Genomic DNA, 21,005 nt, shown 5'->3' with positions numbered 1-21,005 from the left:
CGGACTTGCCAGCGTGCGCCGGTTCCGCTCAGGACGGGCGATCATGGAACAGCCAGTCCATCTCTACGCCATTGCGATCGGATCGAACCGTCCGCACGGCCGCTTCGGGCGCCCGGCGCACGTGGTGCAGGCCGCCATCGCAGAACTCGACCGGGCTTTCACCCTGTTCGATGCCTCGCCGCTCCTGCTCAACCCGGCAAGTGGCGGCGCCGGGCGGGAATTCGCCAATGCCGTCGCGATCGCTGAAAGTCCGCTCTCCCCGCCGGCGATGCTGGAAGCGCTGAAGACGATGGAGCGCGCGTTCGGGCGGCGCCCCGGCAAGCGCTGGGGAAGCCGGGTGCTCGATCTCGACATCCTCGCCTGGGACGGCGGGCGCTGGTCGGACCGCCGGCTCACCATCCCCCACCAGGCGCTCGAGCAGCGCGAATTCATGCTCCTGCCGCTTGCCGCGATCGCCCCGCGGTGGCGGCTACGCGGCGGCCTCACCACGCGCCACCTCGCGGCCCGGCTTGGCAAGCGACGTCCGAAGCCCTAGGTGCGCCCTCGCGTGGGCCGTTAGCTCAGTCGGTAGAGCAGCTGACTTTTAATCAGCGGGTCGCTGGTTCGAACCCAGCACGGCTCACGCCATGTTCTCGAAACAGCCCAGACCTTTCCGTCGTCAGCCGACCGCGGCGCCGAACAGCCTGCCGATACCGAAGGTGACGGCCATCGCGGCCACGCCCCAGAAGGTCACCCGCACCACGGAACGGCCGATCGCCGCGCCGCCCGCGGTGGCGCCGAGCGCGCCGAGGATGGCGAGACACAGCAGCGAGGTCACCACCACCGCCGGGATCAGGGCCGACAGCGGCGCCAGCCAGGCGACCAGCAGCGGCGCAGCGCTGCCAGCCACGAAGGTCGCAGCAGAGGCGGCCGCGGCCTGCAGCGGCCTCGCCGTCGAGACGTGCGACAGTCCCAGTTCGTCGCGGGCGTGCGTCGCCAGCGCGTCCCTTGCCATCATCTGGTCGGCCACTGCTTCGGCCGTCGCGCGCTCGACCCCGCGGCCCTCGTAGATACGGATCAATTCCTCGCGTTCGGACTCGGGTTGTTCGGTCAGTTCGATGCGCTCGCGGGCAAGGTCGGCGCGCTCGGTGTCCGACTGCGAGCTGACCGAGACATATTCCCCCGCCGCCATCGACATCGCCCCGGCGAACAGCGACGCCACCCCCGCGACCAGGATGGCGGCCTGGCCCGGCTGGGACGCGGCGACCCCCACGATCAGGCTTCCGGTCGAGACGATCCCGTCATTGGCGCCGAGCACCGCCGCGCGCAGCCAGCCGATGCGATCGGTCGCGTGCCGTTCCCGGTGATCGTGCAATCGCGACATCAGCAGACCTTCTGGCAGGGGCGCCGGTGGGCGCGGAACCGACTAGCCGCCGTTTGCGCGTCGCTCATTCTCGGCAAAGCGGCCGGCACGACCGCCGTTGGCGGGCATGACGAAGCGCAGCTTGCGGGCCTGCATGTCGATGGTCAGGCTGTCGAAAGCCTGCAGCGCGTTCATGCCGAGCAGCAGAGCCGGGCGATCGCTGATCCCCATCGCCTTGAAGGTATGCGCTTCGGCGAATGCGATCCCGAGCCCTTCAAGCATCACGCCGCCGACGTCCAGCCGCTGCACCATGATGTAGCTCGCTGGCAGTGTCGAGCCAGTGACCGATCCGAGGATCATCGGCTTTTCGCCAGTCAGCCGCCCCTTGCGTTCAAGCGCCCTGCGCAGCGCCAGATTGCCGACCGACACTTCGCTTCCGGTATCCAGCACCACCGTCAGCCGCTGCCCGTCGAGCTCGGCCTCGGTGACGATCAGGCGGCCAGATCGCCGGCGCGCCTCGACCACGATGGTGTTGGGTTCGCTGCCGGCGGACTTGGCGCGGCTCGACGGACTGATCGACAGCTGGCGCTGGCGAAAGTCGAAGCGCACCATGGCCGAGCGCAGCACGTCGGTGCCGAGGATGCCGTCGGCGCCGAAGTGGTCGGCGTCGAGCAGCGGGGCGGTAACGTCCGGCAAGGTGCGCGTGGCGACCTGCATGCCGCGCAGCGAGGCGGTGTTGACCCGGCTTGCTCCGCTGACGCTGTGCAGCACCGCGTCACGCCCGGCCGGAAGGTTCAGCTTGGTCGCCAGCTGGCGCGACACCGCGCTGCGATCCGCGGCGGTGTCGACCAGGAAGCGGAACGGCCCTTTCGCTCCGACCGCGATGTCGATCGTCAGCCGAAGATCGGGCAGGCGCTCAAGCTGCAGCACCTCCTCCCCGTGCGGTTGCGGTTCGGACGGGGCGTTGGTCGCCTCCAGCCGGGTGACCGCGGGCCCGAAGGTGGACGGCTGCGCCGGAACGGGAACAGCGGCAAGGGCGGCGGCGGTGAGAGCCAGTAGCATCTGCATAAACTCCAATCGGCTGCGCATGGCGAAGCTATACCTGTCGAGGCCTTCGGCCAAGCGCCTCTGCTGCCCTCAATTTTTCCCGCCGCGGCAGCCCGCATTCAACTCCTTGGTAACTTCCGGGGGCTAGAGAAAAGTCGTGGGGAATAAGGGCGGCGGTTCGGCGAACGGCGTCCGGGAGCTATAATGTGGATGAGATGCCCATTGAGACGACCCTGTACTCCCTCAGCGAACGGGCGCCTGCGCCCGACGATCGCCGCGAGGGCGAGCGCCACCTGACGCTGTTCCGGGTCGGCACCATGGTTGTCGACGGCCGGCGCGAACTGTGCCTGATCAAGAACTTGTCCGCGGGCGGAGCGATGCTTCGCCTGTACAGCGAGAACATCAAGCTGGGTCAGAAGCTGACCGTCGAACTCAAGTGCGGCCAGCCGCTCAGCGGCAAGGTCGCCTGGGTGCGTGTCCCTAATCTCGGCCTGCTGTTCGACAAGCCCGTCGACGTCGTCGCCATGCTCAGCCAGAGCGAAGACGGCCCGCGTCCGCGCATGCCTCGCATTGAGACGTCGTCCTTCTGCACCATTCGCGAAGGCGCCAGCGTCGTCCGTGCGCGGGCCTGCGACATCAGCCAGGGCGGGATCAAGGTCGAGACCGATTCCCCGTTTGGTCGCAATGCCGAAGTGGTGGTCAGCCTTCCGGGTTTGCCGCCGCAGCCGAGCGTGGTGCGCTGGACGTCCGATGGTTTCGCCGGGATCACCTTCAACCGGCTGTTGCCGCTGCCCCAGCTGATCGACTGGCTGAAAGCCCGCAGCGGATCGCGCAACGCGGCCTGAGGCCGTTGCCGCCGCCGGTGGACGGCGGCTTACGCTTTCGCGTCAGTCCAGCAACGGATCCCGGGCGCTCGGCACTCCCCACACCTGCTCCAGGCTGCGCTCGACCGAGGTCATCGGCCGTGCGGCGAGGCCCGGGCGGCGGAAGGAAGGGATGACCCGCGGGCGCGGGGTCGGCACGTGGCGCAGTAGCGCCTCGGGGGTAAGCGGCGCGTGGAAGTGGATCCCGGCGCGGTTCTGCGCCACCCACACCACCTTGCCGGGGACCTGCAGGTCGCCCTTGCGGAAGCGTATCTCGGTCCCCTCGATAGGCAGGTCCACCCCTTCGATCAGGGCGCCCTCCGCCGAAAGGTTACGCAATTTCACGTCCAGCGCCCGCCCCGTCATCTCGACCGTAGCCGTGAGGAGAACATTGGCACGGCGCTGACGCCGATTCTGTACCGGGCTGCTTTCGTCCATGTTTTCGGAACTAAGACATGGGAGTAAAAATTTGATTTAATGTGATCCCAAGAATTCGCATCCTTCCGGTCCTGCTGCTTGTCGCGGGAACTGCCCTGTTCCTGCTCCTCGAATGGATCGGCGGAGCCACCTACCCGCTCGACCTCGCCGCCATCCAGAGATCGGGGCCATGGCGGGCCGCGCATCCCGACGCTGCAGGCGCCCTCATCCTCTACACGCACCTGGGCAGCGCCTTCGCGCTGCTGCCGATGACAGCGGTCGGTGCGTCGTGGCTGTGGTGGCATGACCAACGCGCGCGGGCCGCCGCGCTCCTGATGGCGGTGCTGGGCACGCGGATCGCGGTCGAAATCATCAAGGCCGTGGTCGACCGGGCCCGGCCCAGCCTCGAGGCGCATCCGGTGGTAGTCCACTCGCAAAGCTTTCCTAGCGGCCACGCCGGCAACAGCATGGCGACCTTCCTTGCGCTTGCCCTGTTCGTGGCGCCCAAACGCTGGCGGCGGCCGGCGGTGGCGGCGGCGGTGACCGCATCGCTGATAATGGGCATTACCCGCCCCATCCTAGGCGTCCACTGGCCAAGCGATGTCCTTGCAGGCTGGATCCTCGGCGCGGCGGCGGCGCTGCTGGCGTGGTGGTGGCTCGGACTTAGAGGCGAACGAAGCGCAGCATGAGGTTGTTGGCCGGCATGTCCCGGCGCTCGGCAAGGTCGAAACCGGCGTCGCGGGCCTCCGCGGCGAAAGCGCCGAGGTCGCGCAGGCCGAAACGCGGGTCGCGCTCCTTCAATTTCGCGTCGAATGCCGCGTTGGAATAGACGAGCAATTGCCCCTGCACCCGCCACGGCCCGTAGAGGATCAATGGCGTTCTGGGAGACAGCAACCGCGCGGCGCCGGCCAGGAGCCCGGTGTTGGCCTCGGGCGGCGAGATGTGGACGAGATTGACCGCAAGGATAGCGTCGGCGTGGGCGACCGGCCACGTGGCGGCGGTGACGTCGAGGAGGAGGGCGGGCTTGAGGTTGGGCGTGCCTTCGTCCTCGCGATAGGCGTCGATCGAGGCGCGGGCTTCGGGGTCGGGATCGGTCGGTTGCCAGTCCAGATCCGGAAAAGCGGCGGCGAAGTGAAGCGCGTGCTCGCCAGTGCCGGCGGCAATTTCCAGCACGTGTCCCGACGGCGGCAGCCATTCCTTCAACACCGCAAGGATCGGCTCGCGGTTGCGGAGCGCGGCCGGACTGCTGTGCTTCATGGGCGAGCGGCAGCGCGGGCCCGGCGCTCGCGGATCGCAAGCCAGAGGAACAAGCCGAGCGGCCCGGCCAGATAGGTAAGGATCAGGATCGGTGCCTCCGCGAGGCGGGAGAAGCCCTTGTTGTCGGCGTCGCGGCTGATCCACAGGCCTACGAACAGGTCGAAGGCGAGATAATGGGTCCAGCCAACGACGATCCCGGCATCGGTCAGGAACAGCTTGCGCAGGCCGCCGATGCTGTAGTCCGAGACGTCGAACGGCGCCGCGCCCGGAAGCGCTCCCGGGTCGACGAGCTTGCCGACTAGGAGGACGAGCAACACCGCGTAGGTGAGGCACAGCAGGCCGACCCCGGCATAAAGGATCGCCGAATAGGTCAACGGCCGTCGCGGGGCGAACAGGAGCAAGGCCCAGCCCGCCAGGGCGACGAGGTTGGTGAAGCTGAAAAGGGTTTGCCAAAGCATCGCCCAGCCCTAGCGCCGCACGGCGTCCGCCAGCAAGGCGCGGGCACGCAGCGCGATCTCCAGCCTGGTGACGGCGATCAGCCCGAACACGGCGCCGAGCGCGAAATCCGTGACGGACAGGGCAGTGCTGCCTTGCGTGTCCGGACCGATCCACAGGTTGGCGATGAAGCGCAGCGCAACCAGCGACACCAGCATCGTCACCGCCCAGCGCGAACGGCGCAGCAGGACCAACCCGCTGGCCTCGTCCAGCCGAAGGACGAACAATCGCCCCCGCCACCAGCCCGCCGCCGCCCCGATCAGCAGCCCAGCGCCCAGCAGCGCCCAGCCCCTCAGTCCCGGCGGATGGCGCGACAGGGCAAAGGCGATCACCGCAAGATAAAGGACCGGCGCGAGCCACAGGAAGCGGCGCTGCAGCGGTCGTTCGGGGTGCTGTCGCCGCAAGCGCCAGCCGAGCACCAGCGCCAGGGTGAGAAGCGGCCCGGCGACGTTGGTCACCAGGCCATTTGGGTCCCAGGCGGGGCTCAGCGGTCGCCGACCTCACTAGGGGTCGGCGCCTCGGCCGCCGCTGGGACCGGCTCACGCCAGGCGACCACCGGCTTGCGTGCCGCCAGCGTTTCGTCGAGTCGGCGGCGCGGGGCGTGGTGGGGGGCGCTCTTGAGGCTTTCGTCCCCTGCCCGGCAGCGCTCCGCCACCGAGCGCAGGGCCATGATGAACTGGTCCAGCGCCGCCTTGCTCTCGGTTTCGGTCGGTTCGATCAGCATCGCGCCGTGGACGACCAGCGGGAAATACATGGTCATCGGGTGGAAGCCTTCGTCGATCAGCGCCTTGGCGAGATCGAGGGTCGAGACGCCCTCGGCAAAGCCCTTATCGCTGAACAAAGCCTCGTGCATGCACGGCCCCGATTGGGCGAACGGCGCGTCGAGCACGTCCTCGAGGCTGCGCAGGATGTAATTGGCGTTGAGCACCGCATCCTCCGACACCTGCTTCAGGCCGTCGGCGCCGTGGCTCAAGATGTAGGCAAGAGCGCGGGTGAACATGCCCATCTGGCCGTGGAAGGCGGTCATCCGCCCGAAGCTCTGCAGCTTGCCCCCGAAATGCTCGGCGGAGAAGGCTTCGGCCTGCTCCTCCTCGACCAGGTGCACGACGCCGTCGGTGGTCCTGGCGGTGTAGGGAAGCGGGCCGAACGGCGACAGCGCCTCCGACAGGACCACCGGGCCCGAGCCCGGGCCGCCGCCGCCGTGGGGCGTCGAGAAGGTCTTGTGGAGGTTGATGTGCATCGCGTCGACGCCGAGGTCGCCCGGACGTACCTTGCCCACGATGGCGTTGAAGTTGGCCCCGTCGCAATAGACAAAGGCGCCGGCGGCGTGGACCGCGTCGCTGATCGCCTTCATGTCGGGTTCGAACAGGCCGCAGGTGTTGGGATTAGTAATCATCACCGCTGCAACGTCCGGCCCGAGACGGGCCTTCAGCGCCTCGAGATCAACCCGGCCCGCGTCATTGGCGGGAATGTTCTCGACCCGGTAGCCGGCGAAGGCAGCGGTCGCGGGATTGGTGCCGTGGGCGCTTTCCGGGACCAGCACGACCGAGCGGGGATCGCCGCGCGCTTCGAGCGCGGCGCGGATGCAGAGGATGCCGCACAATTCGCCATGCGCGCCGGCCTTGGGGCTCATCGCCACGCCGTGCATGCCGGTGAGGTCGATCAGCCAGAAGGCGAGCGTGTTGATGAGTTCGAGCGCACCCTTCACCGTTTCGCGCGGGGCGAGCGGGTGGATGTCGGCGAAGCCGGGCAGCCGGGCGATCTTCTCGTTCAAGCGCGGATTGTGCTTCATGGTGCACGAGCCGAGCGGGAACAGGCCGAGGTCGATGGCATAGTTCTGGCGGCTGAGGCGGGTGTAATGGCGGACCGTTTCCGGCTCGGTGAGGCCGGGAAGGCCGATCGGCGCGGAGCGGAGCAGTGAGCCGAGGCCGGTGTCGCGCTGCTCGGGCCCGTCGATATCGACGCCGGTCGTCTCGCTGTCGCCGATCTCGAAGATCAGCGCTTCCTCCAGCATCAGCGCGCGATTGCCGGTCACTGTGCCGGTGTCGGTCGCGCCCTGAACCGGGGAGGATGGCTTCCAGCCGCTCTGGTTGATGGTCACTTGACTGCCTCCGTCAGCGCCTGGACCAGCGCATCGATATCCTCGTCGGTCGCGGTTTCGGTGACCGCCACCACCAGCCCGTTCGCAAGCTGCGATTCGTCCGGGTAGAGCCGACCGAGCGACACCCCGCCGAGCACGCCCTGCTCGACCATCCGGTGGACAGCGGGCCGGGCCTCGACCGGAAGTTCGAGGGTGAATTCGTTGAAGAACAGGTCGTTGACCAGCCGCACGCCGGGAATGGCGGCAAGCTTGTCGGCGGCGGCGCGAGCGCGCGCATGGTTGAGCTCGGCCAAGGCTCTCAGCCCCTTCTCGCCCAGCAACGTCATGTGGATCGAAAAGGCCAGCGCACACAGGCCGGAATTGGTGCAGATGTTGCTGGTCGCCTTTTCGCGGCGGATGTGCTGCTCACGGGTTGAGAGCGTCAGCACGAAGCCGCGCTTGCCGTCGGCGTCGATGGTCTCGCCCGCGATCCGGCCCGGCATCTGGCGGATATGTTTCTCGCGGCAGGCGAACAGCCCGACATAGGGGCCGCCGAAGTTGAGCCCGACGCCGATCGACTGGCCTTCGCCGACGACGATGTCGGCGCCCATCTCGCCCGGCGACTTGAGGAGGCCGAGCGCCACCGGCTCGGTCACCACCGCGATCAGCAGCGCGCCCTTGGCATGCGCGGCGTCGGCGATCGGCTGGAGGTCGGTGATCCGGCCGAGGATGTCGGGATATTGGACCACCACGCAGCTTGGCGAATTGGCCTCGATGTCGGCGAGCAGCGCGTCGACCTGCATGTCGGCGCTGAGCTGCGGAGCCCGGTCGGCAAGCGAGGTGCCGGTGAACTTGGCCATGGTCCGCGCGACCGACACGTAATGCGGGTGGACGCCTTCGTGGATGATCGCGAGGTTACGGCGGGTGATCCGCCCAGCCATGCCGATCGCTTCCCACATCGCGGTCGAGCCGTCGTACATCGAGGCGTTGGCGACCTCGCAGCCGTTGAGGCGCGCCACCTGGCTCTGGAATTCGAACAATACCTGCAGCGTGCCCTGCGCGATTTCGGGCTGATAGGGCGTGTAGGCGGTCAGGAACTCGCCACGCTGGATCAGGTGGTCGACGCTGGCCGGGATGTGATGCTTGTAAGCGCCGCAGCCGAGGAAGAAGGGCGCATCCGAGGCGGGCACGTTCTTGCGGGCGAGCGCGGTCAGCTGGCGCTCCACCGACAATTCGGAGGCATGCATCGGCAGGCCGCGGATCGGGCCGTCGAGCCGCGCTTCCTGGGGAACGTCGCGGAACAGCTCATCGACGCTGCCCGCGCCAATGGTGGCCAGCATCTCGGTTCGGTCGGTGTCGGAAAGGGGAAGATAGCGCATCAGGGCTTGTCCATGGTGAAGCGGAGGCGGATGTAGTCGGCGATAGGCGAGCCGTGGCGGCGGGCGACGGCAGCGGCGATGGAAGGGCGGTCGGCTTCGGGTACCCCGGCGCGGTCGAGCCAGCCCTTGCGGAAGGCGAGGACCCAGCCCTCGACGCCATGTTCGAGTGGGGTCGGGCGCTCGATCAGCTCGGCCTCGACGTTGCGGAAGCCGACGCCTTCGTAGAGCGCGGTGAATTCCTGCGGGGTCGGATACCAGTTGGCGGCATAGGTCGGCGGGCCGAAGCCGCGGGTCACCAGTTCGTCGTCGAGGTGGCGGCGCAGCGCGGCGAGATTGCCGTCCCCGCCCATCTCTCCGACGAACCGCCCGCCGGGCTTGAGTGCGAACCAGATGGCGCGGGCGGCGCGCTCCTTGGCCAGCACCCAGTGCAGGGTGGCGTTGGAGAAAGCGGCGTCGAAGGCTTCGGCGAACTTGAGGTCGGCGGCGTCCATCAGCCGGGCGTCGAGCCCCTTGGCCTTGGCGGCGCCGATCATCGACAGGCTGTTGTCGATTCCGACCACCTCGGCCCCCGCTTCCTTGATCCGCAAGGTCAAGGTGCCGTCACCACAGCCGACGTCGAGGATCGTCTCGCCTGGCTGGGGCGCCAGCAGGTCTAGCGCGGCGGCGCCCAGCGCAGGCACGAAGCCGCCGACGCGGGCATAGTCCGACGCATCCCAGCTGGACGTCGAGGCAGGAGCGTCGATCAGAGCGTTTCGACCCAGGCGCGATAGGCGGCCTCGTCCATCAGGCCGTCGAGCTCGGACGGGTCGGCCAGCCGCAGCTTGAAGAACCAGCCCTCACCTTCGGGGTCGGTGTTGATGACCGACGGATCGTCGGCGATCGCCGGATTGGCTTCGACCACCTCGCCGCTGGCGGGCGCATAGACGTCGCTTGCGGCCTTGACCGATTCGACCACCGCGGCCTCGCCGCCCTTGTCCAGCGTCTTGCCCGCTTCGGGCGCCTCGGCGAACACGATGTCGCCGAGCTGGCCCTGCGCGTGATCGGTGATCCCGACGGTAGCGGTGTCGCCCTCGACCCGGATCCATTCATGGTCCTTGGTGAAATACAGGCTCATTGGCTTTTCCCCTTGCGATGATAGCGATGCGGCACGAACGGCATGGCGGTGACGGCGGCGCGGAACAGCTTGCCCCGCTGCTCGAGGGTCAGCGCGCTGCCCGGCTCGGCCAGGCCGGTGGCGACATATCCCATGCCGATCGGCGCCTCGAGGCTCGGCGAGAACCCGCCGCTGGTGACCCGGCCGACCTCGTTGCCCTCCGAATCGAGGATGCGGGCACCTTCGCGGACCGGCTGGCGGCCCTCGACGGTGAAACCGATCCGCTTCTGGACCGCACCCTGGTCGATCTCGACCAGGATCCGCTCGGCACCGGCAAAGCCGCCGTCGGTCCGGCGACGCTTGTTCACCGCGAAGGACAGGTCGGCCATGACCGGCGTGGTCTGCTCGTCGAGGTCGTGGCCGTAGAGCGGCAGGCCCGCTTCGAGCCGAAGCGAATCACGCGCGCCGAGGCCGATCGGGAGGACCCGCTCGTCGGCGAGGAGAAGATCGGCGATGCGGTCGGCGGCGGACGCGGGAAGCGAGATTTCGACCCCGTCCTCGCCGGTGTAGCCCGAACGGCTGATCCACGCCTGCGTGCCCGCAAGGTCGAAGCTGCCCGCCTGCATGAACGACAGGTCGGCGACGCCCGGCGCATGGGCGGCGATGACATCGACCGCTTCCGGGCCCTGCAGCGCCAGCAGCGCCTGCTCCGCGAGATAGGCGAACGGCACGCCGGCGGCTTCCAGCACCGCCATGTCGCCAGTCTTGGTCGCGCCGTTGACGACGACGTAGAATCCGTCGGTGCGGCGGGTGATCATCAGGTCGTCGAGAATCCCACCGGCCTCGTTCAGCAGCAGGCTGTACTTGGGCCGGTCGTCCTTCATCGCGAGGAGGTCGCCCGGAAGCAGCTTTTCGAGCGCTTCGGCCTCATCAAGCGGGACCAGCAGCTGGCCCATGTGGCTGACGTCGAACAGCCCGGCATGGCTCCGGGTCCAGCGATGCTCGGCGATGATGCCTTCATACTGGACCGGCATGTGGTAACCCGCGAACGGCACCATCCGGCCGCCGCGGGTGCGATGCCAGGCGTCGAGCGGAAGCGTGTCGAGGTCGGTGTCGGGAACGTCGGCCAAGGAAACAAACTCCTGAAGGTTCGCGCCCCCTGGCCCACCGCTGCTGGTCGCCACGAAGCCCAAGCGAACCCCCGTCTGTCCCTTCGTGCCTGAGAGCTTTCCCACGCGAATGTCGCGCGGTTACCCCTTCGGCGGCCACGGCTTTTCAGCCATGACACTTTCCAGACAGCCTCGACCCATGCGCGGTCCTTTTGCCTGAGAGATTCCGGGGGCGGTTGCTCCTTCGGCGCCCTGGTCGAGCCAGGGCCTCTCCCGCGCGAGTCGCCCGGCGTTGCCGCCGGACTGGCTGCCCCCGGCTCTAGGGGGCGGAGCCCAACAGTCAACGCGGCTTTGGGCAGGGGGTGAAGATTCCACGTGGGGACGAGCCGCAACCGTGATAATCTGCGCTTCGCCATCCTCAGGGGGATTTGAACGATGCGCGCTGCCTCTCTTCTACTCGCCGCTGCGGCCGGGCTCGCCGCCGCGACTCCGGCGTCCGCCGACACCATCTGCGAATGGATGGACTTCGCCCAGAAACAGCTGCCGCAGGGACCGGCGCCGGCGATGGGGCTGACCCAGGCCCCGACCGGTGAGAACGACCATGTCCTGACCAAGGTCGCGCTGGCAATGTTCGAAGCGGTGAATGCGATCGACCACCGCTACCGCAGCTATGTCGGAATGACCCCGGGCGCAGTCAGCGCCAACCAGCAGGTGGCAGCGATGACCGCGGCGATCCAGGTGCTCAAGGCCCATCCGGCCGCTCGCAAGACCGATCTCGAGGAGAGTTACGAGCTGGCGCTGGCGGGGATGGCCGACGGGCAGGCCAAGCAGGCCGGAATCGCGCTTGGACAGGCCGCCGCGGCGGCTGTCCTGAAGCTGCCTGACATCGATTCCAGGATCACTCAAACGCCCTACCGGCCGCTGGTGACGCCGGGCCAGTGGGTGCCCACCGCCCTCCCCGCGACCGGCCCGTACAGCGTCGCCTACCGCCCCTGGGTGCTGAAGCGCGCGGACGAGGTTCGTCCGGCCCCGCCCCCGGCCCTGACCAGCGAACGCTACGCCCGCGACCTGGAGGAAGTGCGCCGGCTGGGTGCACGGTCCAGCACCGAGCGGACCAAGGTGCAGACGCTGATGGCGCGCTATCGCATCACCAGCAACGAGATGCCGGCGCTGCGAATGGTGGCGGACCAGGATGGGCGGCGGCTGGTCGACAATGCCCGGCTGTTCGCGCTGTACGGGATGCTGGTCGACGACTTGCAGATCGCCATGTCCGACGGCAAGCTGCATTACGGCTTCTGGCGGCCGATCACCGCCATCCGCAATGCCGACAAGGACGACAATCCCGCGACCCAGGCCGATCCCGCCTGGCTGCCGCTGATGAACACCCCCAACCACGCCGAATATCCCTGCGGCCACTGCCTTTATGCGGGCGGCATCGCCGAGATGATGACGATGGTCGGCGGCAAGGCGCCGGCCTGGGGGGTCCGGGTCGGTTCGATGTCCCTGCCCAATAGCGCGATCCAGGTGCTGCCCGACTGGAATGAATGGGCCAAGCAGGTCAGCTTCTCCCGAACGCTGGGCGGGGTACACTATCGCTTCAGCAACGAGGCCGGGGACGAGATGGGCCGCAAGCTTGCCCGGCTGACGCTCGACCGGGTCCTGCAGCCCTTGCCCGCAAACGAGGTGAGGCCGGCATCGTGAAGGGGTCGCGGATCATCGGAGCGTTGGCTGGCGCCGGCTTCTGCGTGGCCGTGATTGGCGCTGTGGAGAAGCTCGGCCACTTCGCCCTTGGCGCGCCCGCGACTCCGTTTGACGCCACCGCCGCGATGCATGCCGTCGTGCTCGCGGCGTGGGTGCTGGGGGTCGGTGTCGGCGGCTTCATCGGCACCGGCATTTCGAAATGGGCGGGCACCGCCTGGATCGTCGCCGCCCTGGTCGTGGCCGGGGTGATCGCCAACGCGATGAGCTTTCCGCATCCCGCATGGCTGGTCGCAGCCGGGATCCTGCTGCCGCTAGTGATCGCCTGGATGATCGCACGCGGCCACGCGGCCCGGCCATCGCGGCCGGAGCTGCCGTAGCCTAGCGATAGCTTCGAACGATCAGCGGGTCGCGTTGTAGCGCAACTGCTCCTGGCTGAGCTGGAAGCCGATCAATTGCTCAAAGGTCGCATTGGCGACGGCGGACCGGATCTTCGGATCGGACAGCGGATCGACCGCCGCGTCGGCATCCCCAGGCTTGCGCTCACGGGTCAGCTCGCGCTGCACGTCGGCCGGAAGCGCCACGGCGGAGCGGCTGACCCGCACCGTGGTCTGGCTGTTGGCCTGCGCCCGCAGCGAGCCCGCCGGGAAGTTCAGCGCAACGGCGCCGACCTTCTTGGCGACGATGTTGGTTCCGCCCTGCATCGCCACCGTGAAGTAGGGCAGCACGACCTGCCGCGCCTGGCCCGCGTCGCGGCGCGATGCCACCACGTCGAAGGTCGCGGTGCTGACGATGTTGGCCGCATCCTCGCTGCAGGTGGCGCGGATGTTGGTGATGGTCGCCACCACGTCGATCGCGCGGGCGTCGCGGCTGGTTGCCGGATCGAACAGGGTGATGTCCCCGGTCGCGGCGGGAATCGCCACCTGCGGGCAGCCCGTGCGGGTCACGTAGACGCCATTGGCGGCAAGCTGTCCGTCGCGGGCGCAACCGGCGACGATCAGGGCAAGCAGGGGCACGAGGGCGGCGCGGCGGGACATGGTCATGGGGTCAGGCTCATAGGAAGCCCCTTCTTTCCAGGCAAGCGATGGCTTACATGGCCGCCATGCAAGAAGGCGCCAGTCCCCTCCACCTCATCATCGCCGCCCCGCGCGGTTTCTGCGCCGGTGTCGAACGCGCCATCCGCATCGTCGAGCTCGCGCTCGAGCGCTATGGCGCGCCGGTCTATGTCCGGCACGAGATCGTCCATAACAAGTTCGTGGTCGACCGGTTGAAGGCGATGGGCGCCATCTTCGTCAAGGAAGTGTCGGAGGTGCCGGACGGCGTACCGGTCGTGTTTTCCGCCCACGGCGTCCCGAAGACCGTCCCGGCCGAAGCCCGCGACCGGGGGCTCGATTACCTCGACGCTACCTGCCCGCTGGTCAGCAAGGTCCACCGGCAGGCCCAGCGCCTGATCGAGGCCGGGCGCCACATCCTGTTCATCGGCCATGCCGGCCACCCCGAGGTGATCGGCACTTTCGGGCAGGTGCCGGCGGGTTCGATGACCCTAGTCGAAACCGAGGATGACGTGCCGCTGCTGCAGGTCGCGGATCCCGAGAATCTCGCGTTCCTGACGCAGACCACCCTGTCGGTCGACGACACCGCCGCGATTGTCGCCGCGCTGCACCGGCGCTTTCCCGCGATCAAGGCGCCGCGCGGCGAGGACATCTGCTACGCCACCTCCAATCGCCAGGCGGCGGTCAAGGCGATCGTGCCGAGGGTCGACAAGATGCTGGTGATCGGCGCCCCCAACAGCTCCAACTCGCTGCGCCTGGCCGAAGTCGCCGAGCGCGAAGGCGTTCCGGCGCGGCTGATCCAGCGAGCGGTGGAGATCGACTGGGAATGGCTGGGCAGCCCGAGCGCGGTCGGCCTCACCGCCGGCGCCTCGGCGCCGGAGGTGCTGGTCGAGGAAGTGATCGAGGCCCTGTCCGAACGCTTCCTGCTGACGATGGAAGAACTGAAGCACGTGCCCGAGGGCCTGACCTTCAAGCTTCCGCGCGAGCTGGTCGCCTAGGGGCTTGCCTTCGCCGGTCCGGCCCCGCATCGGCGCCGCATGACCGAGCTTCCCCATGTCGAGATGTTCACCGACGGCGCCTGCAAGGGCAATCCCGGCCCTGGCGGCTGGGGCGCATTGCTGCGCATGGGCAGCGTCGAGAAGGAATTGTCGGGCGCCGAGAACCCGACCACCAACAACCGCATGGAGCTGATGGCGGCCATCAAGGGACTGGAGGCGCTGACCCGCCCGTGCCGAGTGACGCTTTCGACCGACAGCATGTACGTCAAGGACGGCATCACCAAGTGGGTCCACAACTGGCGACTCAACGGCTGGCGCACCGCAGCCAAGAAACCGGTCAAGAATGCGGAGCTGTGGCAGGCGCTGTGCGCGGCGGTGGAGCCGCACCAGATCACCTGGAAATGGGTCAAGGGCCATGCCGGCCACGAGGAGAATGAGCGGGTCGACCAGCTCGCCTGCGCGGCGGCCGAGAGCGTCCGCGGCTAGGCCGCCCCGCTGAACCGGGCCGGATCGTAGAGCCCGGCTTCGACCCCAGCGGGCACTTCCCCTTCGCCGAGCAGCTGCGCTGCCCCCAGCCGTGCGGCGGCCGGGGCGGTCTGGATCCCGAACCCGCCCTGGCCGACGCACCAAAAGAAATCCGGACAGTCGGCGGCGAACCCGATCGCCGGCACCCGGTCGGGAGTAAAGGTGCGAAGCCCGGCCCAGCGCCGCTCGACCGCCTCGACCGGCCAGTCGACGACATGGCTGAAGCGATCGATCGCGGTGGCGACGTCGATTTCCTCGGGCGCGGCGTCGCACGGCAGGCAGTCGATCTCGTCATGCGGACTGAGCCACAGCGAACTGTCACCCTCGCCCTTGAAGTAGAAGCTGCCGTCGGCGGCGACCACCAGCGGCAAGCGCGCGAGACCCGTCCGCCCGATCCGCAGCTGCACCATCGTCCGGCGCTTGGGGACCAGGCCGAGCGGCGCGACCCCGAACGCCTGAGCGATGACGTCGCCCCACGCCCCTGCCGCATTCACCACCCGGTCGGCAAGGATGCTGCCGCCATCCTCGAGCCGCACCATCCATCCGCCGTCGGCCAGGCGATTCGCACCGGCCACCCGGGCATCGGTCCGGACCTCGCCCCCTGCCCGCCGCGCCGCGGCAAGGACATCGCCATGCAGCCTGGCGACGTCGATGTCGGCCAGCGACGGTTCGTCGGCGCCGTGTGTCCATTCGGGCGCGAGCCCGGGAAGGCGCTGCTCCAGCCCGGACCGGTCAAGCGGGCGGGCGGTTACGCCGTCGACGAGATCGATTTCCTCCCCTGCGCGCGCGAGATGGATCGCCCCGCGCGGTGAGAGGTAGCCGCCAGCCTCCAGCAAGGGCCGGCTGGCGCGGCTGAGCGGGGCGACCAGCGGCCCGCCATAGCCTTCATGCCAGAAAGCGGCGGACCGGCCGGTGCTGTGATAGCCCGGTTGCGCTTCGGCCTCGAGCAGCAGGGTGCGCCGCCGACCGGCGACTTCGGCCGCGAGGCTTGCGCCCGCAATTCCCGCCCCGACGATCAAGACTTCGACCCTGCTCATGCAGGAGGCCGATTACGGCCTGCCGGCGCCCCTCGTCCAGTGCCGGCGATCGACCCCGTTGCCCGAACCATATCTTAACCATTTTGGCCGATTTGTTCTGCATTCGAAGGGTTTCCTACGGGTTGTGAGGAAGGGGCGGGTGTCGCCATGGATGTGAAGAAGATTGCACTCCTGTTGGGGGCGTTGCTGGTTGCAGCGGTAACGGCCGTGATGGCCAAGAACATGTTTGCCGGTGCGTCCGCTCCGCAGGCCGAGGCCGCAGCGGTGCCGATGGGGCCCAAGGTCCTGGTGGCCCGCAAGCCGCTTCCGGTTGGCGCGATGGTCGATGCCGAAAGCTTCGCCTATCAGCCCTGGCCGGCCGAGCTGGTCCAGCAAGCCTATTACACCGAGGGTGGGCCCGACGCGGACGTTTCCAAGCTGCTCGGAACGGTTGTTCGCAATGCGATCACCGCCGGCCAACCGGTGACCCGCGGCTCGCTGGTCGGACCGCAGGATCGTGGCTTCCTTGCCGCGGCACTGACCCCCGGCATGCGCGCCATCACCGTCCCGGTGAACGACATCGCCGGCGTTGCGGGCTTCGTGTTCCCGGGTGACCGGGTCGACATGGTCCTGACCCAGACGGTCGCCGGCGGCGGCGACGGTCCGCCGCTCAAGGTGTCCGAGACGATCATCCGCAACCTGCGGGTGCTCGCCACCGGCCAGGCCACCAGCCGCCAGGGCGAGGACGGCAAGCCGATCGTCGCCAGCTTCGGCAACGTGACCTTCGAAGTCACTCCCAAGCTTGCGGAGAAGATCTCGGTCGCCCAGAGCCTCGGTCAGCTGAGCCTCACGCTGCGCAGCATCGCCGACAACCAGGCCGAACTCGAGCGCATGGTCTCGACCGGCCAGGTCAAGGTTCCGGCCGGCGCAAGCCCGGCGGAAGAGCGCCGCATCCTGATGGCGATGGCCAGCCAGCCGCTGGACAGCGCGCCGACCTTCGCCACCGGCGGTGACGTGTCGCGCTTCCAGCGCCGCTCGGTTCCGGCCCGCACCGCCAGCAACGGCGGTCCCAGCGCTCCGAGCGCAGCGGTGGCGCCCCAGGCTCCGGCACCGGCTCCGGGCGCTGCTCCGGCCGGCCCGATCGGACCGAGCGTCCGCATCGCCCGCGGCAACAATGTCAGCTTCGTTCCAGTGGGGGCTCGCTAAGATGAGCAAGGGTAACAAGTCCTTCGGGCGGATGGCTTCGGCCATCGCCGCCCTCGCCCTCGGCGCTTCGGCGCTGAGCCTGGTCGCCTCGCCGGCCGCCGCGCAGCCAATGGCCGCCCGTCCTTCGGAGACGCTCAACATCTCCGCCGGGACCGGCACGCTGGTTCGCCTGTCCTCGCCGATGAGCGACCTGTTCATCTCGAACGACTCGGTCGCCGACGTCCAGGTCCGCTCCTCCACCCAGCTATACGTGTTCGGCAAGGGCAAGGGCGAGACGACGCTGTATGCGACCGACAAGTCGGGCCGGGTAGTCTATGCCGCCAACGTCCGGGTCGGCACCAACATCAGCTCGGTCGACGAGATGCTGCGCGCGGCGATGCCCGAATCGCAGGTCCAGGCGACCCCGATGAACAATCTGGTGCTGCTGACTGGCACGGTCGCCAGCCCGGAAGACGCCGCCGAGGCGCAGCGGCTGGTCCAGGCCTATGTCGGTGACGGCACCCAGGTCGTGACCCGGCTGCGCACCGCGGTGCCGCTGCAGGTCAACCTCAAGGTCCGCATCGCCGAAGTGAACCGTTCGGCCCTGAAGTCGATCGGCATCAACCTCACCGGCATCGACTCCAAGCCCGGCGGCTTCCTGTTCGGCATCGGCCAGGGCAATCCCGGTGAACTGGGCGGCGGCGCGGCCGGCGGCGGACGTGAATTCAACGTCGCGCAGCTCGGCACCACGCTTGCGCTGGGCGGCAAGTTCCTCGGGCTCGACCTGCTTGGAACGCTCGACCTACTCGCCACCGACGGTCTGTCGACCACGCTGGCCGAGCCGAACCTGACTGCCCTGTCGGGCGAAACCGCCAGCTTCCTGGCCGGCGGCGAGTTCCCGATCCCGGTCAGCCAGGGTCTCGGCGGCGCGGTGTCCGTCGAATATAAGAGCTACGGCGTCGCCCTGGCCTTCTCGCCGACGGTGATGGGCGATGGCCGCATCTCGATGCGGGTCCGTCCGGAAGTCAGCGAACTCAGCTCCGAAGGCGCGCTGCGTCTGGGCGGGTTCGACATTCCGGCACTGACCACTCGCCGTGCCGAAACCACCGTCGAACTGGGCTCGGGCCAGAGCTTCATGCTCGCCGGTCTGCTCAAGGCGTCGAACAACAATGTGATCAGCCGCGCGCCCTTCCTCGGCGACCTGCCGATCCTGGGCACCCTGTTCCGCTCGCGCAACTATCGCCGCGCGGAAACCGAGCTGGTGATCATCGTCACGCCGTATCTGGTGCGACCGATCAACGGCAGGCTTGCGCTGCCGACCGACGGCTATCGTTCGCCGCACGAAGGCACCGGCATCCTCGAGGGCCAGGTCTTCAAGGGCGTCTCGGGCCCCCGCCCGGTTGCTGCCCGGCCCGGTCCCGGCCTGTCGGCCGCCACGGCCGGTGCACCGGCTGCCGCTGCCGCCGCTCCGGCCCCCGGTTTCAAGCTGTGAGCGCGTCAATGCACAAGGAAGTGACCATGACCAAGAAGCTTTCCTTCCTTCTCCTGTCCTGCGCCGCGCTTTCAGGCTGCGAGGTCCATCGCGGAGAGGATCGTCCGGGCCGCGGCCTGGCCGCTCTCAACGAGCCGGTGGTGTCGCGTGCCGACTATGTGTTCGACGCGGCGGCGCCTGGCGGCAGCCTTCCGGCCACCGAGGCAGCTCGCCTCGACGGCTGGTTCCGCGGGCTTGAGCTTGGCTACGGCGACGTCATCAGCGTCGACGGGGTCGATGCCCCCTCGGCGCGGGCCGATGTCGCCCGGGTAGCCGGCCGTTACGGCCTGCTGGTCGCCGACGGCGCTCCGGTCACGGGCGGGGCGATCGCGCCGGGCGCGGTTCGCGTGGTCGTCACGCGGACCCGGGCCAGCGTTCCCAACTGCCCCAACTGGTCGCGCGACAGCACGCCCAATTATTCCAATGAACTGATGAGCAATTTCGGGTGCGGCGTGAACACCAACCTGGCCGCGATGGTCGCCTATCCGGGCGATCTCATCAGCGGCCGGGAAGCGGCAACCAACGACGCCACCGTCAGCAACAAGGCCATCGAGATGTACCGCGCCCGCAAGCCGGCCGGCACCGACGGGCTTGAGAAGTCCGGGTCGAAGGGGAATTGATGATGAACGCGCCGTTCCAATCCCGCGCGGGTCTGCGTGATCCGTTCACCGCATTCGTGTGCGACGACGCCACCGCCGATGTCCTTCGGCCGGTCGCGGTCGAGCACGGCTGGAGCCCCGACAAGGTCAACAAGGGCGGGCTTCGCAACGCGGTCCAGTCGCTGTCGGTCTCGGCATCCCCGAACATCCTGTTCGTGGACCTGTCGGAATCGGCCGACCCGCTGAACGACATCAACGCGCTTGCCGAAGTGTGCGAGCCCGGCACGATCGTGATCGCGGCCGGCGGCGTCAACGACGTCCGCCTCTACCGCGACCTGCTCGCCAGCGGCATCCACGACTATCTGCTCAAGCCGTTCAGCGTCGACCAGCTGCGCGACACCTTCGCCAATGCCCAGATGATCATCTCGGGTCCGCGCGGCGAAGCGCAGACCGACAAGCCGCACATCATGTCGGCGGTGATCGGTGTGCGTGGCGGTGTCGGTGCCTCGACGCTCAGCACCAGCCTCGCCTGGCTGCTCGGCGAAAAGGCCCAGCGTTCGACTGCCCTGCTGGATCTCGACATCCACTTCGGCACCGGCGCGCTGGCGCTCGACCTTGAGCCGGGCCGCGGCCTGACCGACGCGATCGAGAATCCCAGCCGCATCGACGGCCTGTTCATCGAACGCGCCATGGTCCGCTGCAACGAGCGCCTGAGCGTGCTGTCGGCCGAAGCGCCGATCAACCAGCCGCTGATCACCGACGGAACCGCTTACTTCCAGCTCCAGGAGGAGATGAAGAACGCGTTCGAGGCGACCGTGCTCGACCTGCCGCGCAACATGCTGGTCCAGTATCCGCATATGGTCCACGATGCCCATGTCGCGGTGGTGGTCAGCAACCTGACGCTTGCCGCCACCCGCGACACCATCCGCGTGCTCGCCTGGCTCAAGAGCAATGCGCCGCAGACCAAGGTGATCATGGTCGCCAACCAGGTGCCCTCGGGCGGTGGTCTGGAAATCTCGCTCAAGGATTTCCAGGACTCGATCGAGCGCAAGGTCGACGTTCAGTTCAACCTGGACCAGAAGCTTGCGGCGCAGGCCGCCAAGCTTGGCAAGCCGATGGCCGAAGTCGCCAGCGGCAAGGCCGGCGCGCCCTTCTCCCAGCTATGCAACATGGTGCTGAGCCATGCCACGGAAGAAGGTGCCGGCGATGCCGCCAAGGCCGCTGCCTCCGCTTCGGCGGGCCAGTCCAAGTCGCTGATGGCCGGTCTCAAGGGCATGCTCGCCAAGCAGCCGGCCAAGGCCGCCGCCTGACCCCTGCTG

General features: G+C 68.4%; 24 protein-coding genes, 1 tRNA gene and 1 riboswitch. Of the genes, 12 read left to right on the top strand and 13 right to left on the bottom strand.

The window, feature by feature from the left end; genetic code table 11:
- Positions 1-43 precede the first annotated feature (43 nt).
- On the top strand, positions 44-535 hold the full coding sequence (folK, locus tag GGQ97_RS07380; RefSeq protein WP_168068365.1) for a 2-amino-4-hydroxy-6-hydroxymethyldihydropteridine diphosphokinase: 492 nt from the start codon (positions 44-46) through the stop codon (positions 533-535).
- 14 nt (positions 536-549) lie between these two features.
- Positions 550-622 (top strand) — tRNA-Lys (locus tag GGQ97_RS07375).
- A gap of 36 nt (positions 623-658) precedes the next feature.
- On the opposite strand, the gene GGQ97_RS07370 is transcribed toward GGQ97_RS07375, so the two are convergent.
- Together GGQ97_RS07370 and GGQ97_RS07365 are read right to left on the bottom strand one after the other, a co-directional pair.
- Positions 659-1,363, bottom strand: coding sequence for a VIT1/CCC1 transporter family protein (locus tag GGQ97_RS07370; RefSeq protein ID WP_168068363.1), 705 nt, complete (start codon positions 1,361-1,363; stop codon positions 659-661).
- Positions 1,364-1,405: 42 nt separating this feature from the next.
- On the bottom strand, positions 1,406-2,404 hold the full coding sequence (locus tag GGQ97_RS07365; protein WP_168068361.1) for an aspartyl protease family protein: 999 nt from the start codon (positions 2,402-2,404) through the stop codon (positions 1,406-1,408).
- 200 nt (positions 2,405-2,604) lie between these two features.
- Between GGQ97_RS07365 and GGQ97_RS07360 the strand changes: the two genes are divergently transcribed.
- Positions 2,605-3,234, top strand: a complete 630-nt coding sequence (locus GGQ97_RS07360) for a PilZ domain-containing protein (RefSeq protein ID WP_245198092.1) — start codon at positions 2,605-2,607, stop codon at positions 3,232-3,234.
- Between the two features lie 42 nt (positions 3,235-3,276).
- On the opposite strand, the gene GGQ97_RS07355 is transcribed toward GGQ97_RS07360, so the two are convergent.
- Positions 3,277-3,690 carry a PilZ domain-containing protein gene (locus tag GGQ97_RS07355; protein WP_168068357.1) on the bottom strand — a complete coding sequence of 138 codons (414 nt, stop codon included), beginning with the start codon at positions 3,688-3,690 and terminating at the stop codon, positions 3,277-3,279.
- A 41-nt stretch (positions 3,691-3,731) separates the two neighbouring features.
- Here GGQ97_RS07355 and GGQ97_RS07350 point away from each other — a divergent pair, with 41 nt between their 5' ends.
- The gene (locus tag GGQ97_RS07350) at positions 3,732-4,358 is read left to right on the top strand and encodes a phosphatase PAP2 family protein (RefSeq protein ID WP_168068355.1); all 627 of its coding nucleotides are present in this window, start codon (positions 3,732-3,734) and stop codon (positions 4,356-4,358) included.
- On the opposite strand, the gene GGQ97_RS07345 is transcribed toward GGQ97_RS07350, so the two are convergent.
- From GGQ97_RS07345 to gcvT, 8 genes are all read right to left on the bottom strand, one after another.
- Positions 4,333-4,926 (bottom strand): DUF938 domain-containing protein, encoded by a 594-nt coding sequence (locus GGQ97_RS07345; RefSeq protein ID WP_168068353.1) that lies wholly within the window; start codon positions 4,924-4,926, stop codon positions 4,333-4,335. The genes GGQ97_RS07350 and GGQ97_RS07345 overlap by 26 nt on opposite strands.
- Positions 4,923-5,384 (bottom strand): ABA4-like family protein, encoded by a 462-nt coding sequence (locus GGQ97_RS07340; RefSeq protein ID WP_168068351.1) that lies wholly within the window; start codon positions 5,382-5,384, stop codon positions 4,923-4,925. The genes GGQ97_RS07345 and GGQ97_RS07340 overlap by 4 nt, the downstream gene beginning before the upstream one ends.
- A gap of 9 nt (positions 5,385-5,393) precedes the next feature.
- Positions 5,394-5,879 (bottom strand): CcdC protein domain-containing protein, encoded by a 486-nt coding sequence (locus GGQ97_RS07335; protein ID WP_168068349.1) that lies wholly within the window; start codon positions 5,877-5,879, stop codon positions 5,394-5,396.
- A gap of 26 nt (positions 5,880-5,905) precedes the next feature.
- Positions 5,906-7,522 (bottom strand): aminomethyl-transferring glycine dehydrogenase subunit GcvPB, encoded by a 1,617-nt coding sequence (gene gcvPB, locus GGQ97_RS07330; protein ID WP_168068347.1) that lies wholly within the window; start codon positions 7,520-7,522, stop codon positions 5,906-5,908.
- On the bottom strand, positions 7,519-8,880 hold the full coding sequence (gene gcvPA / locus GGQ97_RS07325; RefSeq protein ID WP_168068345.1) for an aminomethyl-transferring glycine dehydrogenase subunit GcvPA: 1,362 nt from the start codon (positions 8,878-8,880) through the stop codon (positions 7,519-7,521). The genes gcvPB and gcvPA overlap by 4 nt, the downstream gene beginning before the upstream one ends.
- A complete protein-coding gene (locus GGQ97_RS07320; RefSeq protein WP_342448473.1) occupies positions 8,880-9,560 on the bottom strand; it encodes a class I SAM-dependent methyltransferase in 681 nt (226 codons plus the stop codon). Before GGQ97_RS07320 ends, gcvPA begins: the two co-directional genes overlap by 1 nt.
- A gap of 62 nt (positions 9,561-9,622) precedes the next feature.
- Positions 9,623-9,994 carry a glycine cleavage system protein GcvH gene (gene gcvH, locus GGQ97_RS07315; RefSeq protein WP_168068343.1) on the bottom strand — a complete coding sequence of 124 codons (372 nt, stop codon included), beginning with the start codon at positions 9,992-9,994 and terminating at the stop codon, positions 9,623-9,625.
- Positions 9,991-11,103 carry a glycine cleavage system aminomethyltransferase GcvT gene (gene gcvT, locus GGQ97_RS07310; protein WP_168068341.1) on the bottom strand — a complete coding sequence of 371 codons (1,113 nt, stop codon included), beginning with the start codon at positions 11,101-11,103 and terminating at the stop codon, positions 9,991-9,993. The genes gcvH and gcvT overlap by 4 nt, the downstream gene beginning before the upstream one ends.
- Before the next feature lie 173 nt (positions 11,104-11,276).
- A riboswitch (glycine riboswitch) is annotated at positions 11,277-11,368 on the bottom strand.
- A gap of 149 nt (positions 11,369-11,517) precedes the next feature.
- On the opposite strand from gcvT, the gene GGQ97_RS07305 reads away from it, so the two are divergent.
- Complete coding sequence (locus GGQ97_RS07305; RefSeq protein WP_168068339.1) at positions 11,518-12,783, top strand: vanadium-dependent haloperoxidase; 1,266 nt, start codon at positions 11,518-11,520, stop codon at positions 12,781-12,783.
- Complete coding sequence (locus GGQ97_RS07300; protein WP_168068337.1) at positions 12,780-13,160, top strand: hypothetical protein; 381 nt, start codon at positions 12,780-12,782, stop codon at positions 13,158-13,160. The genes GGQ97_RS07305 and GGQ97_RS07300 overlap by 4 nt, the downstream gene beginning before the upstream one ends.
- 21 nt (positions 13,161-13,181) lie before the next feature.
- On the opposite strand, the gene GGQ97_RS07295 is transcribed toward GGQ97_RS07300, so the two are convergent.
- Positions 13,182-13,823, bottom strand: coding sequence for a hypothetical protein (locus GGQ97_RS07295; protein WP_209022807.1), 642 nt, complete (start codon positions 13,821-13,823; stop codon positions 13,182-13,184).
- A 50-nt stretch (positions 13,824-13,873) separates the two neighbouring features.
- Here GGQ97_RS07295 and ispH point away from each other — a divergent pair, with 50 nt between their 5' ends.
- Positions 13,874-14,830 carry a 4-hydroxy-3-methylbut-2-enyl diphosphate reductase gene (gene ispH / locus GGQ97_RS07290; RefSeq protein ID WP_168068335.1) on the top strand — a complete coding sequence of 319 codons (957 nt, stop codon included), beginning with the start codon at positions 13,874-13,876 and terminating at the stop codon, positions 14,828-14,830.
- A 39-nt stretch (positions 14,831-14,869) separates the two neighbouring features.
- Complete coding sequence (gene rnhA, locus GGQ97_RS07285) at positions 14,870-15,316, top strand: ribonuclease HI (RefSeq protein ID WP_168068333.1); 447 nt, start codon at positions 14,870-14,872, stop codon at positions 15,314-15,316.
- Here rnhA and GGQ97_RS07280 read toward each other — a convergent pair.
- The gene (locus GGQ97_RS07280) at positions 15,313-16,392 is read right to left on the bottom strand and encodes an NAD(P)/FAD-dependent oxidoreductase (protein WP_168068331.1); all 1,080 of its coding nucleotides are present in this window, start codon (positions 16,390-16,392) and stop codon (positions 15,313-15,315) included. The two genes, rnhA and GGQ97_RS07280, sit on opposite strands and share 4 nt — an antisense overlap.
- A gap of 147 nt (positions 16,393-16,539) precedes the next feature.
- Here GGQ97_RS07280 and cpaB point away from each other — a divergent pair, with 147 nt between their 5' ends.
- The 4 genes from cpaB to GGQ97_RS07260 are packed head-to-tail and all read left to right on the top strand — an operon-like array spanning position 16,540 to position 20,996.
- Entirely contained in the window at positions 16,540-17,577 is a 1,038-nt protein-coding gene (gene cpaB, locus GGQ97_RS07275; protein ID WP_168068329.1) for a Flp pilus assembly protein CpaB, read from the top strand.
- A 1-nt stretch (position 17,578) separates the two neighbouring features.
- The gene (locus GGQ97_RS07270; RefSeq protein WP_425338712.1) at positions 17,579-19,048 is read left to right on the top strand and encodes a type II and III secretion system protein family protein; all 1,470 of its coding nucleotides are present in this window, start codon (positions 17,579-17,581) and stop codon (positions 19,046-19,048) included.
- Positions 19,049-19,074: 26 nt separating this feature from the next.
- Positions 19,075-19,707 carry a CpaD family pilus assembly protein gene (locus GGQ97_RS07265; protein WP_168068327.1) on the top strand — a complete coding sequence of 211 codons (633 nt, stop codon included), beginning with the start codon at positions 19,075-19,077 and terminating at the stop codon, positions 19,705-19,707.
- A gap of 2 nt (positions 19,708-19,709) precedes the next feature.
- Positions 19,710-20,996 carry a pilus assembly protein CpaE gene (locus tag GGQ97_RS07260; protein ID WP_168068325.1) on the top strand — a complete coding sequence of 429 codons (1,287 nt, stop codon included), beginning with the start codon at positions 19,710-19,712 and terminating at the stop codon, positions 20,994-20,996.
- Positions 20,997-21,005 lie beyond the last annotated feature (9 nt).

Origin of the sequence: Sphingomonas kaistensis (assembly GCF_011927725.1) — a bacterium.
Classification (GTDB): Bacteria; Pseudomonadota; Alphaproteobacteria; order Sphingomonadales; family Sphingomonadaceae; genus Sphingomicrobium; species Sphingomicrobium kaistense.
This window is presented reverse-complemented; position numbering and strand designations above follow the sequence as displayed.